The sequence below is a fragment of the Pseudomonas sp. URMO17WK12:I6 genome (assembly GCF_003253625.1).
GTDB lineage: Bacteria > Pseudomonadota > Gammaproteobacteria > Pseudomonadales > Pseudomonadaceae > Aquipseudomonas.
Window position 1 is genome coordinate 156,967 of sequence record NZ_QKYZ01000008.1, and the last position, 13,245, is coordinate 170,211.

13 protein-coding genes are annotated in these 13,245 nt (G+C 60.2%); 7 read left to right on the forward strand and 6 right to left on the reverse strand.

All coding sequences use genetic code 11. The annotated features are described in order from the left end of the window. Nucleotides 1-10 precede the first annotated feature (10 nt). Together lptG and lptF are read right to left on the reverse strand one after the other, a co-directional pair. The gene (gene lptG, locus F475_RS16515; RefSeq protein WP_018927093.1) at nucleotides 11-1,072 is read right to left on the reverse strand and encodes an LPS export ABC transporter permease LptG; all 1,062 of its coding nucleotides are present in this window, start codon (nucleotides 1,070-1,072) and stop codon (nucleotides 11-13) included. After that, a complete protein-coding gene (gene lptF, locus F475_RS16520; protein WP_111454306.1) occupies nucleotides 1,065-2,183 on the reverse strand; it encodes an LPS export ABC transporter permease LptF in 1,119 nt (372 codons plus the stop codon). Before lptF ends, lptG begins: the two co-directional genes overlap by 8 nt. Nucleotides 2,184-2,477: 294 nt before the next feature. On the opposite strand from lptF, the gene F475_RS16525 reads away from it, so the two are divergent. The 5 genes from F475_RS16525 (at nucleotide 2,478) to rlmF (ending at nucleotide 9,163) form a co-directional block, all read left to right on the forward strand. Further along, nucleotides 2,478-3,968 carry a leucyl aminopeptidase gene (locus F475_RS16525; RefSeq protein WP_111454307.1) on the forward strand — a complete coding sequence of 497 codons (1,491 nt, stop codon included), beginning with the start codon at nucleotides 2,478-2,480 and terminating at the stop codon, nucleotides 3,966-3,968. A 60-nt stretch (nucleotides 3,969-4,028) separates the two neighbouring features. Then, complete coding sequence (locus tag F475_RS16530; protein WP_018927096.1) at nucleotides 4,029-4,457, forward strand: DNA polymerase III subunit chi; 429 nt, start codon at nucleotides 4,029-4,031, stop codon at nucleotides 4,455-4,457. An 8-nt stretch (nucleotides 4,458-4,465) separates the two neighbouring features. After that, nucleotides 4,466-4,849: a hypothetical protein gene (locus F475_RS16535; protein WP_018927097.1), complete on the forward strand. Its 384-nt coding sequence runs from the start codon at nucleotides 4,466-4,468 to the stop codon at nucleotides 4,847-4,849. 268 nt (nucleotides 4,850-5,117) lie between these two features. Beyond that, nucleotides 5,118-7,964, forward strand: coding sequence for a valine--tRNA ligase (locus tag F475_RS16545; protein ID WP_111454308.1), 2,847 nt, complete (start codon nucleotides 5,118-5,120; stop codon nucleotides 7,962-7,964). A gap of 176 nt (nucleotides 7,965-8,140) precedes the next feature. After that, the gene (rlmF, locus tag F475_RS16550) at nucleotides 8,141-9,163 is read left to right on the forward strand and encodes a 23S rRNA (adenine(1618)-N(6))-methyltransferase RlmF (RefSeq protein WP_018927099.1); all 1,023 of its coding nucleotides are present in this window, start codon (nucleotides 8,141-8,143) and stop codon (nucleotides 9,161-9,163) included. A 100-nt stretch (nucleotides 9,164-9,263) separates the two neighbouring features. Here the strand turns inward: rlmF and F475_RS16555 are convergent, their stop codons facing one another. Further along, nucleotides 9,264-9,545 (reverse strand): HU family DNA-binding protein, encoded by a 282-nt coding sequence (locus F475_RS16555; RefSeq protein WP_007905514.1) that lies wholly within the window; start codon nucleotides 9,543-9,545, stop codon nucleotides 9,264-9,266. A 397-nt stretch (nucleotides 9,546-9,942) separates the two neighbouring features. On the opposite strand from F475_RS16555, the gene yejK reads away from it, so the two are divergent. Continuing rightward, nucleotides 9,943-10,947 carry a nucleoid-associated protein YejK gene (yejK, locus tag F475_RS16560; protein ID WP_018927100.1) on the forward strand — a complete coding sequence of 335 codons (1,005 nt, stop codon included), beginning with the start codon at nucleotides 9,943-9,945 and terminating at the stop codon, nucleotides 10,945-10,947. Beyond that, nucleotides 10,947-11,297 (forward strand): glutaredoxin family protein, encoded by a 351-nt coding sequence (locus tag F475_RS16565; RefSeq protein WP_018927101.1) that lies wholly within the window; start codon nucleotides 10,947-10,949, stop codon nucleotides 11,295-11,297. The genes yejK and F475_RS16565 overlap by 1 nt, the downstream gene beginning before the upstream one ends. Before the next feature lie 84 nt (nucleotides 11,298-11,381). Here the strand turns inward: F475_RS16565 and F475_RS16570 are convergent, their stop codons facing one another. The 3 genes from F475_RS16570 to F475_RS16580 all read right to left on the reverse strand — a co-directional run bounded on the left by F475_RS16570 (nucleotide 11,382) and on the right by F475_RS16580 (nucleotide 13,237). Then, complete coding sequence (locus F475_RS16570; protein WP_111454309.1) at nucleotides 11,382-12,317, reverse strand: glutathione S-transferase family protein; 936 nt, start codon at nucleotides 12,315-12,317, stop codon at nucleotides 11,382-11,384. Between the two features lie 88 nt (nucleotides 12,318-12,405). Next, nucleotides 12,406-12,726, reverse strand: coding sequence for a GIY-YIG nuclease family protein (locus tag F475_RS16575; RefSeq protein WP_018927103.1), 321 nt, complete (start codon nucleotides 12,724-12,726; stop codon nucleotides 12,406-12,408). A gap of 40 nt (nucleotides 12,727-12,766) precedes the next feature. Then, on the reverse strand, nucleotides 12,767-13,237 hold the full coding sequence (locus F475_RS16580; RefSeq protein ID WP_086944862.1) for a nuclear transport factor 2 family protein: 471 nt from the start codon (nucleotides 13,235-13,237) through the stop codon (nucleotides 12,767-12,769). Between the last annotated feature and the right edge of the window lie 8 nt (nucleotides 13,238-13,245).

Genomic DNA, 13,245 nt, shown 5'->3' on the forward strand with positions numbered 1-13,245 from the left:
GCTCCTACAATCAACCGGCCCGGCGAAGCAACCAGACCCCGGCCAGGGCGCAGACACCGGCCGGCACCAGCACCGCAAACAGCGGCGAGAAACCGAACACCAGGCTCGAAGGCCCGAGCAAATCCTGGACGATACGGAAAGTGAAGCCCACCAGTACGCCAGTGAAAACCCGCTGACCAAGGGTCACCGACCGCAGCGGACCGAAGATGAAGGAAATCGCCATCAACACCAATGCAGCGGTCACCAGCGGCTGCAACACCTTGACCCAAAACGCCAGCCAGTAACGACCGTTGCTCAGGCCCTGGTCAGCCAGATAGTGGATGTAATTCCACAGACCGCTGATCGATAACGACTCGGGAGCCATCACCACGGTACTCAGCAGTTGCGGGCTCAGGGCGATTTCCCAGCGTTCCACAGGGGCAGTAACCACTTCGGTACTTTTGTCATGGAACAGCGTGGTCGTGACATCGGTCAGTTGCCAGTGATCGGTATCGAATTCCGCACGTTTGGCGAAGCTCGAAGACAGCATGTGGCGTTGATCGTCAAAACGATAACGGGTCACGCCGTACAACAGACCGTTGGGTTGCACGGAGTTGACGTGAATGAACTCATCACCCTGACGGTGCCACAAACCGTGCTTGGCGCTTTGCGCATCGCCACTGCCCTGGGCCAGCGAGCGGTTGGCTTGAGCGGTGATTTCCGTGGCCGGCGCGACGTACTCGCCAATCACCAGCCCTACCACCATCAGGATCAGCATCGGCTTCATCACGGCCCAGACGATCCGACCAATGGACACACCGGCGGCACGCATGATGGTCAGCTCGCTGTGACTGGCCAGACTGCCGAGACCAATCAGGCAACCGATCAGCGCTGCCATCGGTAACATGTCGTACAGGCGGCGCGGCGCGGTCAGCAACACGTAACTCAGGACATCCATCAGCGTGTAGGTATCGCTGACTTCGCTCATCTCATCGATGAAGGCGAACAGCGTTGCCAAGCCCAGAATGATCCCCAGCACCGCCAGGATCGCGATGAACACGCTGCTACCAATATAGCGATCGAGCTTATCCACGGGCCACCTCCAGCGCGCTGCGGCGACTCGCCATCTTCAAGTTCAGCGACTCCCAGTACAGCAAGCCCAGACCGATGGCCAGGAAGATTGCATGCACCCACCACAAACCCAATGCCGGCGGGATCTTGCCCTTTTCAAGGGCGCCGCGAGCGGCAATCAGGATGGTCAGGTAAGCCATATAAAGAAGAATCGCCGGCAGCAGCTTGAGGAAACGGCCCTGGCGCGGATTGACCCGCGACAGCGGCACCGCCATCAGGGTCACGATGAAGACCAGCAACGGCAGGGACAGGCGCCATTGCAGTTCGGTACGCGAGCGGATGTCGTCGCTGCTCAGCAAGGAACTGGTGGTCATCGCATCGCGGTCGGTCACTTCGTCGCTGACGTCCGGCTTGGCCAGCAATACGCCGTACTCGTCGTACTTGATGGCGCGGTAGTCGGCCTGACCCGGATTACCGTCGTAGCGGTAGCCGTTGTCGAGGATCAGGTAACGGTTGCCATCGGGCCTGATTTCCTGATGGCCCTTCTCGGCTACCAGTACGGAAATCCCCCGATCCTTGTTGTCGGAACTGACATTCTTTTGCGAAATGAACACGCCGCCCAGATTGATGCGGTCATCCGACAGTTGCTCGGTGTAGGTCACCCGAGTGCCGTCGCGCAAGGCCTGGAAGCGACCCGGCTCGAGGGTGTCGAACTCGGTCAGTGCATCCTGCTTGTTCAACAGCAGCTGGAACTGGTTGGCACCTTGCGGTGCCAGGCTCAGGCTCAGCCACGCCACGATCAGGGCAACCAGGGTGGCCGGAAAAAGAGTCATGGCGAACAGACGCTGCTGGCTCATGCCAGTAGCAGACAACACGGTCATTTCGCTTTCGAGGTACAGACGACCGTAGGCCAGCAAGATCCCGAGAAACAGCCCCAAAGGCAGAATCAGCTGCAGGAAGCCCGGCAGGCGATAGCCCATGATCAGGAACAGCGAACCTGGATCCAGGAGCCCAGAGGCCGCCTGGGCGAGGTATTTGATGAAGCGTCCGCTCATGATGATGACCAGCAGCACGGCGCTGACGGCGCTCAAGGTCAACAGGACTTCGCGGGATAGATAACGGAAGACAATCAAACCAGACACTCCAGGGTTGTCAGGCTAAGCGGCCAAACAAGCAAACATATCAGTCGGCCCGCAGGGCAGAGCCGCCGAAAAAGATGCGCATTATCCTGTGATTGAGTGCGCCTGTCACTGCGCATGCTCAAGCAAGCACCTGAACCGCTGAAGTTCGCATAACCGAGGGTTGTCAGGCGCAGGCAGCGAGGTTCAAACTGCGGCCTTTGTCGCTGGCAACACACCGGCGCCTTTCTACTTATAGGCAAGCCTCTGCGCGTCGCGCAGTTTGACCATTAATTCAGGGACCCGGACATGGAACTGGTTGTAAAAAGCGTTAGCCCGGAAACGTTGAAGACCGCCACGTTGGTGGTCTCCGTCCGCGAAGGCCGCAAGCTCGGCACCGTTGCCAAACAACTCGACGAACTGAGCGGCGGCGCTATCAGCGCAGTGCTCAAGCGCGGCGACCTGGCTGGCAAAGTCGGCCAAAGCCTGTTGCTGCACAGCCTGCCCAACCTCAAGGCCGAACGCGTGCTGCTGGTGGGCGTGGGCAAGGATGAAGAACTGGGCGATCGCCCGTTCCGCAAAATCATCGCCGGCATCCTCAATACCCTGAAAGGCCTGGGCGGCAGCGATGCAGTGCTGGCCCTGGACGAAGTGGTGGTCAAGGGCCGTGACAGCTATGGCAAGACCCGCCTGCTGGCCGAAACCCTGGTGGACGGCGAGTACACCTTCGAACAGTTCAAGAGCCAGAAAGCCGACCCGCGCGCCCTGAAGAAAGTCACCCTGGTGACCATCAAGGCGGCACAGGCTGAAGTCGAACGCGCCGTGGTCCACGCTACCGCGATCGCCAATGGCATGGCCTTCACCCGTGACCTGGGCAACCTGCCGCCGAACATCTGCCACCCGACGTTCCTTGGTGAACAAGCCAAGAACCTGGGCAAAGAGTTCAAAAGCCTGAAGGTCGAAGTCCTCGATGAGAAGAAGATCAAGGACCTGGGCATGGGTTCGTTCTACGCCGTCGGCCAGGGCAGCGCCCAGCCACCGCGCCTGATCGTCATGCAATACAACGGCGGCAAGAAATCCGAGAAGCCGTACGCGCTGGTCGGCAAAGGCATCACCTTTGACACCGGCGGTATCAGCCTCAAGCCGGGTGCCGGCATGGATGAAATGAAGTACGACATGGGTGGCAGCGCCAGTGTATTCGGCACCCTGCGTGCAGTGCTTGAGCTGAAACTGCCGATCAACCTGGTGTGCATCCTGGCCTGCGCCGAGAACATGCCGAGCGGCAACGCTTCGCGTCCGGGCGACATCGTCACCACCATGAGCGGCCAGACAGTTGAAATCCTCAACACCGACGCCGAAGGCCGTCTGGTGCTGTGCGATGCCCTGACCTACTCCGAACGCTTCAAGCCGCAAGCGGTGATCGACATCGCCACCCTGACCGGTGCTTGTGTCGTGGCACTGGGCGCCCACACCTCGGGACTGCTGGGCAACAACGACGAACTGATCGGCCAGCTGCTGAGCGCCGGCCAAGCCGCCGACGACCGCGCCTGGCAACTGCCGCTGTTCGATGAGTATCAAGAGCAGCTGGACAGCCCGTTCGCCGACATCGCCAACATCGGCGGCCCGAAAGCCGGCACCATCACCGCCGCCTGCTTCCTGTCGCGCTTCACCAAGAACCTGAACTGGGCACACCTGGACATCGCCGGCACAGCCTGGACCAGCGGCGGCAAGGACAAGGGCGCCACTGGCCGTCCGGTTCCCCTGCTGACCCAATACCTGCTGGACCGCGCCAAAGCCTGAAACCGATGACTTGCAGCGGCGTCACTCTCGGGTGACGCCGCTTGCAACTCAGGAACCGCAATGACCAAAGTCGACTTCTATATCCTGCCCAGCGCCGATCCTTCGGCGCGGCTGGATTTCGCCTGCAAGCTCACCGAAAAAGCCTGGCGCATGGGCCACCGCATTTACCTGCATTGCAGCGATGCCGCCCAGCGTGATGCGCTCGATGCGCGGTTGTGGGCGTTCAAGGGCGAAAGCTTCGTGCCCCACGGTCCTGCCGAAAGCGAGCCGGACGGTTTGATTGTGTTGGGTCTTGGCGATGACTGCGGTCAGCATCAGGATCTGCTGGTCAATCTCGACCTGAAAGTCCCGGCCTTTGCCAGACAATTCGCCCGCGTGGCGGAAGTGGTGGTGGAAGACCCGGCGATTCGTGCGGCTGCGCGGGAGAGTTTTCGTTTCTACCGCGAACAGGGCTATCCTCTGCAAGATCACCGTTTACAGCGACTCTGAGCATTCCGATGGACACTCCAAAACCACCGCAAAAGTCCGTGCACCTGCTGGAAGACCTTGAGTCGATCCGCCAACTGCTCGGCGATGACAACCTGCAACCGCCGTTGCTGACCGACGCCGTCATTGAAGGCGACCAGGAACAGATTCCCATGCTGTTCGACACCGTCGGCCATGCGCCCCAGGTCGAACCGCCACCACCCGCCCCGGCCGCCCAGCCGGCTCCTGCCGCCAACAAGGGCCCCGATGCCCTGTTGCACCTGGATAGCGAGCTGCGCGCCGCCGCGCAATTGATCATGCAAGACGTGATCGACGACTTCGCCCCGCACATCGAAACCGAAATCAAACGCCGCCTTGATGCACGGATGGAACGGTTGCTTAGCCAGTACGAGTAACCTTGAGCCGAGCGGGCTTCTGTGGCGAGGGAGCTTGCTCCCGCTCGGCTGCGAAGCAGCCGCAAAACCCGAACACTCGGGTGTACCTGATACACCTGACTTTATGGTGCCGGGGCCCGCTTCGCGCCCCAACGGGAGCAAGCTCCCTCGCCACGGGTCCCTTTCACAATTTGATCTGCGCCCTGTCCGCCCCTGCTCGCCCTACGCCCCGTGCCCCGCTATACTTCCCGGCTTTTCCTGAATAAATGCCAATAGGGTCCCGCCGCGCATGGATAAGACCTACCAGCCGCACGCCATTGAAACTTCCTGGTACAACACCTGGGAGTCCGAGAACTACTTCGCCCCGCAAGGCGAGGGCGAGTCCTACACCATCATGATCCCGCCGCCGAACGTCACCGGCAGCCTGCACATGGGTCACGGCTTCAACAACGCGATCATGGACGCCCTGATCCGTTTCCGCCGTATGCAGGGTCGCAACACCCTGTGGCAGCCAGGCACCGACCACGCCGGTATCGCCACGCAAATGTTGGTGGAGCGTCAACTCGAAGCTCAGGGCCAGAATCGCCACGATCTGGGCCGTGAGAAATTCCTCGAGAAAGTCTGGGAATGGAAGGATCAGTCCGGCGGCAACATCAGCCGTCAGATCCGCCGCCTCGGCTCGTCCGTGGATTGGAGCCGTGAGCGCTTCACCATGGACGACGGCCTCTCGGAGGCGGTGAAAGAAGCCTTCGTGCGCCTGCACGAAGACGGTCTGATCTATCGCGGCAAGCGTCTGGTCAACTGGGACACCAAGCTGCACACGGCGATTTCCGACCTTGAAGTGGAAAACCACGACGAGAAAGGTTTCCTGTGGAACCTGAAGTACCCGCTGGCCGATGGCGCCAAAACCGCTGAAGGCAACGACTACCTGATCGTCGCGACCACGCGTCCGGAAACCATGCTCGGCGACGCCGCCGTGGCCGTTAACCCGAACGATGAACGCTACAAAGCCCTGATCGGCAAATTTGTCGAGCTGCCGCTGGTTGGCCGCCGCATCCCGATCATCGCCGACGATTACTGCGACCCTGAATTCGGCACCGGCTGCGTGAAAATCACCCCGGCCCACGATTTCAACGACTACGAAGTCGGCAAGCGCCACAACCTGCCGCTGCTGAACATCTTCGACAAAAACGCCCATGTGCTGCCTGCGGCCCAGGTGTTCAATCTCGACGGCACACTGAACGAGAGCATCGACGGCAAGATCCCGGCCGAATACGCCGGCCTCGACCGCTTCGAAGCGCGCAAGCAGATCGTGGCAGCGTTCGAAGCCGCCGGCCTGCTGGTCAGCGTCGACGACCACGCCCTGAAAGTGCCTAAAGGCGACCGCTCCGGCACCATCATCGAGCCGTGGCTGACCGACCAGTGGTACGTGTCCACCAAGCCATTGGCCGAGCCGGCCATCGCCGCGGTTGAAGACGGCCGCATTCAGTTCGTGCCAAAGCAGTACGAAAACATGTACTTCTCGTGGATGCGCGATATCCAGGACTGGTGCATCAGCCGTCAGCTGTGGTGGGGCCACCGGATTCCAGCCTGGTACGACGAGTCGGGCAAGGTCTACGTCGGTCGCGACGAAGCCGAAGTACGTGCCAAGCACAATCTCGGGCCGGATGTTGCGCTGCAACAAGACAACGACGTTCTGGATACCTGGTTCAGTTCGGGCCTGTGGACCTTCTCCACCCTCGGCTGGCCGGAGCAGACCGAATTCCTGAAGAAGTTCCACTCCACCGACGTGCTGGTGACCGGTTTCGACATCATTTTCTTCTGGGTTGCCCGGATGATCATGCTCACCATGCACCTGGTGAAAAACGAAGACGGCACGCCGCAGGTTCCATTCAAGACTGTTTATGTGCACGGCCTGGTGCGTGATGGCCAGGGCCAGAAGATGTCCAAGTCCAAGGGCAACGTCCTGGACCCGCTGGATATCATCGACGGTATCGAGCTGGAAGATCTGGTGCAGAAACGCACCTCCGGCATGATGCAGCCGAAACTGGCGAAGAAGATCGAAAAGCAGACCCGCGACGAGTTCGCCGAAGGCATCGCCAGCTATGGCACCGACGCCCTGCGCTTCACCTTCTGCTCGCTGGCGTCCACCGGTCGCGACATCAAGTTCGACATGGGCCGCGTCGAAGGCTATCGCAACTTCTGCAACAAGATCTGGAACGCCGCGCGCTACGTACTGGACAAGGGCGAAGACTGCGGCCAGAACGGCGAAGCCTACGAGCTCTCGCTGGCGGATCGCTGGATCATCTCGCAGTTGCAACGCACCGAAGTCGAAGTGACCCGTCAACTCGATCAGTTCCGTTTCGACCTGGCGGCACAAGCCTTGTATGAGTTCATCTGGAACCAGTATTGCGACTGGTACCTGGAACTGTCCAAGCCTGTGCTGTGGGACGAAAACGCGCCGGTCGAGCGTCAGCGCGGCACCCGTCGTACCCTGGTTCGGGTGCTGGAAGTCGCTCTGCGCCTGGCTCATCCGTTCATGCCGTTCATCACCGAAGAAATCTGGCAACGCGTCGCACCGCTGGCCGGTATCAAAGGCAAGACGATCATGCTGCAACCGTGGCCAGTGGCTAACGAGGAACGCATCGATCCGGCCGCCGAAGACGACATCGAATGGCTCAAGGGCCTGATGCTCGGCACCCGTAACATCCGCGGTGAAATGAACATCGGCCCAGGCAAGCCGCTGAACCTGTTCCTGAAAAACGTCAGCGCTGAAGATCAGCGTCGACTCACCGAGAACGAAGCCTTGCTGAAGAAGCTGGCGCGTCTGGAATCGATCACTGTGCTGAAGGCTGGCGAAGAAGCACCACTGTCCGCCACCGCACTGGTTGGCGAGATGGAAGTGCTGGTACCGATGGCCGGCCTGATCGACAAGGACGCCGAACTGGCGCGCCTGGACAAGGAAATCCTGCGTCTGCAGGGCGAAGTTCAGCGCGTCGGCGGCAAGCTGTCCAACGCCGGTTTCGTCGACAAGGCCCCGGCCGAAGTCATCGAGAAGGAACGCGCCAAACTGGCTGAAGCTGAACAGGCTTTGGGCAAGCTGGCCGAGCAACATGCGCGGATTGCCAGTTTGTAACGGCACATCGCAATGAAACAGGGAGGCCCCCAGCGGCCTCCCTTTTTTATGCCCGCTACATTCTCCCAAACACCCGCTGCCACAGGGACATGCGGCGATCTTCACAATTGGGTGACCAGCAGCTGGATGTGGGACAATACCCGCCACTTTTAGCCATACCCGAATCGACCTCGCCCATGACCGCCCCCAGCACACCCAAACCTGCGCGCAAAAAGCCTAAACCCGCGACCCCGGCCAAAGCCGTGGAGCCACGCGAGAAGGCCAGCCTGCACCCGCGCAATCGCCATCAGGGTCGTTACGACTTCCCGGCGCTGATCAAGAGCACGCCGGAACTGGCGAAGTTCGTGATCATCAATCCGTACGGCAAGGAGAGCATCGACTTCGCCAGCCCGGACGCGGTGCGAGTGTTCAACCGGGCGCTGCTCAAGGCGTTCTATGGCATCGCCCATTGGGACATCCCGGCCGACTACCTGTGCCCGCCGGTTCCGGGCCGTGCCGACTACGTGCACTTCCTGGCCGACCTGCTGGCCAGCGTCAACGACGGCGAGATCCCTCGCGGCGCGCCGGTCAAGGTGCTCGATATCGGCATGGGCGCCAACTGCGTCTATCCGCTGATCGGCTACAGCGACTACCGTTGGCACTTCCTCGGCTCGGAAATCGACCCGATAGCCGTAGCCTCAGCCAAAGCCATCGTGCAGTCCAACGGGCTGAACAAAGCCATCCAGCTTCGCCAGCAAACTAATCCCAAGCACATTCTGTTGGGCTTGCTCGAACCTGGCGAACGCTTTGACCTGACGATGTGCAACCCGCCGTTCCACGCCTCGATGGACGAGGCGACCAAGGGTAGCGTGCGTAAATGGCGCGCGCTGGGCCGCGCCGACCCAAAACGCAAACTGCCGGTGCTGAACTTTGGTGGGCAATCGGCCGAACTGTGGTGTGAAGGTGGCGAGGCACGGTTTGTGACGCAACTGATCGCCGAGAGCGCGCACTTTCAACACAAAGTGCTTTGGTTCAGCACCCTGGTCTCGAAAGCCTCGAACCTGCCGGCGATCCAGACGGCGCTGAAAAAGGCCGGCGTATTGGAAAGCCAGGTCGTGGAAATGTCCCAAGGGCAGAAGCAAAGTCGCTTCGTCGCCTGGACCTTCCAGACCAAATCCGAGCAACAGGTCTGGCGCGAGCGCTGGGCCCGCAAAAGCTGAGTAACAACCGAGACAGCGATTGAGCCTGATCAATCGCTGAATCGCAGACACAAAAAAACCGTGCCCGGATTGCTCCGGAGCACGGTTTTTTTAACAAGTCTTACTTGTTGACAGCGTCGGTCAGGCCTTTGGCCACAACCAGCTTGATCACTTTCTTGGCAGCGATTTCGATGGCAGCGCCAGTCGAAGGGTTGCGGCCGGTACGGGCAGGACGCTCAGTCACTTTCAGCTTGCCGATACCTGGCAGAGTGATTTCGCCGCCGTTTTCCAGCTGATCGGCAACGATTTGGCCCAGTTGGTCCAGAGCGTTACGCGCGGTGGTTTTTGGCGCGTCGATAGCTTCAGCGATGTCGGCGATCAGTTGGTCTTTAGTAAGAGCCATTGTAGTGTTCCTTCCCTATCAAATTCATATGGATTGCAGAGTGCAGTGTCAGCCATCGAGCCCGATCTTCTGGATCTGGCACCCTCGGCCATAACCACGACGAGTCGGGGTTATAGATACCGAAATCAGGGTTTGGTTCGACCTGACAAATGCTGAATGCACGCTTAACGCAGTGACTTCGCGTAAGACCGGGCAAAACTAGCACAGAGACGGGGAAATATCCGCCTCTAGCTACCCATTTGGTCAGCTTTATTGCTCTAAATCGGGAAAAAATCACATCAGGGTCGCCGCAGAGCTTCGAATTGCCCTTCGGACCACGCCAAAACCAGTGGTTGCGGTACACTGGGCGCTTTTTCGGGGGAGCACGCCCTCCTCTCTCCAATCAGCCGAGAAGCCCATGCCGATCCGTCATTGCATCGTCCACCTGATCGACAAAAAACCCGACGGCACACCCGCAGTTCTTCACGCCCGCGACTCTGAACTGGCTGAGTCCGCGGCCATCGAGAACATGCTCGCCGACTTGAACGAAAGCTATAACGCCAAACAGGGCAAAGCCTGGGGGCTGTTCCATCCGGAGTCCGGTGCATTTCCATTCAGCGGCTGGCTGAAGGAATACCTCGACGGTGGTCGTGACTTCACGGCCTTCAGCCGGGTGGCGGTCGAGCATCTGCAAAAGCTGATGGAAGAATCCAACCTCTCGGTCGGTGGCCATGTGCTGTTCGCGCATTACCAGCAAGGCATGACCGATTACCTGGCCATCGCCCTGCTGCACCACAGCGAAGGCGTGGCGGTGACCGATCAGCTGGACGTGACCCCTTCGCGACATCTGGACCTTGGCCAGTTGCACCTGGCGGCGCGGATAAACGTCTCCGAGTGGCAGAACAACAAGCAGTCCAAGCAGTACATCTCGTTCATCAAAGGCAAGAACGGCAAAAAGGTTTCGGAGTACTTCCGCGACTTCATCGGCTGCCAGGAAGGCGTCGACGGCCCCGGTGAAACCCGCACTCTGCTCAAGGCGTTCAGTGACTTCGTCGAAAGCGAAGACCTGCCGGAAGAGTCCGCGCGTGAGAAGACCAAGACCCTGGTGGATTACGCCAGCAGCCAGGCCAAAATGGGCGAGCCCATGGGCCTGGAAGAGTTGTCCGAACTGATCGACGAAGATCGCCCGAAAGCCTTCTACGATCACATCCGCAACAAGGACTACGGCCTGTCCCCGGAGATCCCGGCGGACAAGCGCACCCTGAACCAGTTCCGCCGCTTCACCGGCCGCGCCGAAGGCCTGTCGATCAGCTTCGAAGCGCACCTGCTGGGCTCGAAGATCGAATACGACGAAGAAGCCGGCACGTTGATCATCAAAGGCCTGCCGACCCAACTGACCGACCAGCTCAAGCGACGCAACTGATGCTCGGCGGCGTGTTGAAAAAATTCCTGCTGATCCTGCTGGTGGTCGTGGTTTACCAGAACTGGGGCAAGATCGAACGGGTACTTCACCCCTCGCAGGTGGTGTCCGAGCAGACCCAGGCCAAGGCCAACGTCGTGCTCTACGCCACTGACTGGTGCGGCTACTGCAAGCTGACCCGGCGCTTCCTCGATCAGAAAGGTATTCCGTACAAGGAATTCGATATCGAGAAGGATGCCGTGGCGCGCAAAGCCTATGAGGCACTCGGCGGACGCGGGATTCCGATCATCGATGTAAATGGAACGTTGATTCGCGGGTATGACCCGGACCAGGTGCTTGCTGCATTGAAATAACCATCAGCTTCAAACAATCCTGTGGCGAGGGGGCTTGCTCCCTCGCCACAGATCGTAACCAATCCCATCTTCGGTGATGCCAGGTTACTGCGCTTCGATACGAAATCCGAACCGCGGAAAGTGCACATGCACCACACCGGCCCGCTCGTCTTCACGGCGCAGAATCAACTCTTCGCTGCCGGCAAACATCAACTCACCCGCCACCGGATCAACCCCGTAATCGGTCGCTGCAATCACCACCTGCTGGCCAACCTCGAACCCGTTCGGCTCATCGAACTGCTCATCCGGCAACGGGGCCGGTATGGCATTGCGGGCAATCTCTAGCGCTTGCTCGGCCGTCATCTCGCTGAATGCGCCATGACCAAAACCCATCACGCGGCCAAACCACGCCGAAACGGCCGGATATGCATCCACTAACGGTGACGTCACGTGCGTCGCCTTGAGGAACCACAGCGAGTGAGCCAGGGCAAAGTCGGCAATCGACGGTTCGCCGAACAGGAAGTCCCCCTGCTCACGCTCAAGCTGCTGCTCCAGACGCGCCATGATCGTTGGCCACTGATGCTTTGCCTGCTCGGCCGACAACCGAGTGGCACTGCCACCGCTGAACAAGCCGGAGCGATCGGCCAGAAATGCCTTGATCGCTTCCGGCGACAATTTGCCGAAGCGCACCGCTACCGATTCTGGCTGGAACACCAGGCTGACCGCATGCTGGAACACCACCGAATCGGCCCACGCCGCAAAGGTCGCCGTGACCATTTCCTGGCCTTCCGGGAAAAACGCCGGTGAAGCTTTTTCCTGCTCCAGACGACGAGCGATCAACGCGGTGTCGCAATAGACATCAGCACCGATCTGCAACACCGGCGTCTTGCGGTAGCCGCCGGTCAGGGCCGTCAGGTCGGGTTTTGGCATCACCGGCGAGATCATCACAGAGCGCCAGGACAACCCCTTGAAGCCCAGCAGCAAGCGGGCCTTTTCGGCGAAAGGGGACGTCGGGTAATGATGCAGAATCAACTCGGACATGCTCGGCTCCGCCGCTCGGATAAGGAGCCCGCAGCTTAGCGCGCAATCGGCAGGCAGCCTACCCATCTGCCTGATGGGCACTTATCAGTCAGATTGATAAGCCCGCAGCCGCACTCGCCACCAGACATTCCTTGGCGCTTTTCTTGAGTTTCTTGATCAAACGCTCCTGGCGCAGCGCTTCGCCTTTATCGCGGCAGCGCTCGGTATAAACCAGCGCCACGGCCGGGCTCGACAGGAAGAAGCGCGCGCCCTTGCCACTCTGATGGGTGGCGAAGCGACGTACGGGATCGTCGCTGATCCCGCAGTAGAGCGAACCATTGGCCGCGCGAACGAGGTAGACGAACCAGGGTTTGCTGACAGGCACCGACGGTTCGGCGGCAATGACGGAAGATTCGCTCGAGGTGCTCACGTGACGATCAAGGCTTGAAAGAAAACAAGCCGCGATCTTATCAGCGACTGGCCTGGAATGCCTTCAGGCCCTTCAAGGCCTGAGCACGCACGGCGTTTCTCACCACCGGCGTCCAGCCCAGCAACAGCCCTTTGAAACCCAGCGCCTGACGCGACCAGCGCCACAGATCAAAACTGTCGTGGTGCTCGCAGATCTTGCCGTCGCGAAACACGAAACGCGCCTGAATGTCGTTGACCACGATATTGCCGGTCTGGCTGAACAGGTACGTCGCCACCCAATGGGCGCCGCCAGTGCGCTCATCGCTGCGCACGTTATCGAAGGTCAGGGAGAAGTCCTTGGCGCGGGTAGTGAGCATGCGCCACATATCGCCGGCATCGCGCCCGCGCAGCTCGCCGAACGCCGGATCACTGAACACCACGTCGTCGGTATAGCAGGCGCTCATGGCCTCGGCATCAAGCCGCTGGAAGGCTTGATAGAACCGGGTGATCAAGGCGTCGTGGGCGTCACTCATGGGCAGGC

Bases quoted from the DNA above. Each gene is read 5' to 3' on its own strand.
- F475_RS16570 (WP_111454309.1), bottom strand. From the start codon at position 12,317: ATGTCCGAGTTGATTCTGCATCATTACCCGACGTCCCCTTTCGCCGAA.
- yejK (WP_018927100.1), top strand. From the start codon at position 9,943: ATGCCGATCCGTCATTGCATCGTCCACCTGATCGACAAAAAACCCGAC.
- rlmF (WP_018927099.1), top strand. From the start codon at position 8,141: ATGACCGCCCCCAGCACACCCAAACCTGCGCGCAAAAAGCCTAAACCC.
- F475_RS16530 (WP_018927096.1), top strand. From the start codon at position 4,029: ATGACCAAAGTCGACTTCTATATCCTGCCCAGCGCCGATCCTTCGGCG.
- F475_RS16555 (WP_007905514.1), bottom strand. From the start codon at position 9,545: ATGGCTCTTACTAAAGACCAACTGATCGCCGACATCGCTGAAGCTATC.
- F475_RS16535 (WP_018927097.1), top strand. From the start codon at position 4,466: ATGGACACTCCAAAACCACCGCAAAAGTCCGTGCACCTGCTGGAAGAC.
- F475_RS16525 (WP_111454307.1), top strand. From the start codon at position 2,478: ATGGAACTGGTTGTAAAAAGCGTTAGCCCGGAAACGTTGAAGACCGCC.
- F475_RS16545 (WP_111454308.1), top strand. From the start codon at position 5,118: ATGGATAAGACCTACCAGCCGCACGCCATTGAAACTTCCTGGTACAAC.
- F475_RS16580 (WP_086944862.1), bottom strand. From the start codon at position 13,237: ATGAGTGACGCCCACGACGCCTTGATCACCCGGTTCTATCAAGCCTTC.
- F475_RS16565 (WP_018927101.1), top strand. From the start codon at position 10,947: ATGCTCGGCGGCGTGTTGAAAAAATTCCTGCTGATCCTGCTGGTGGTC.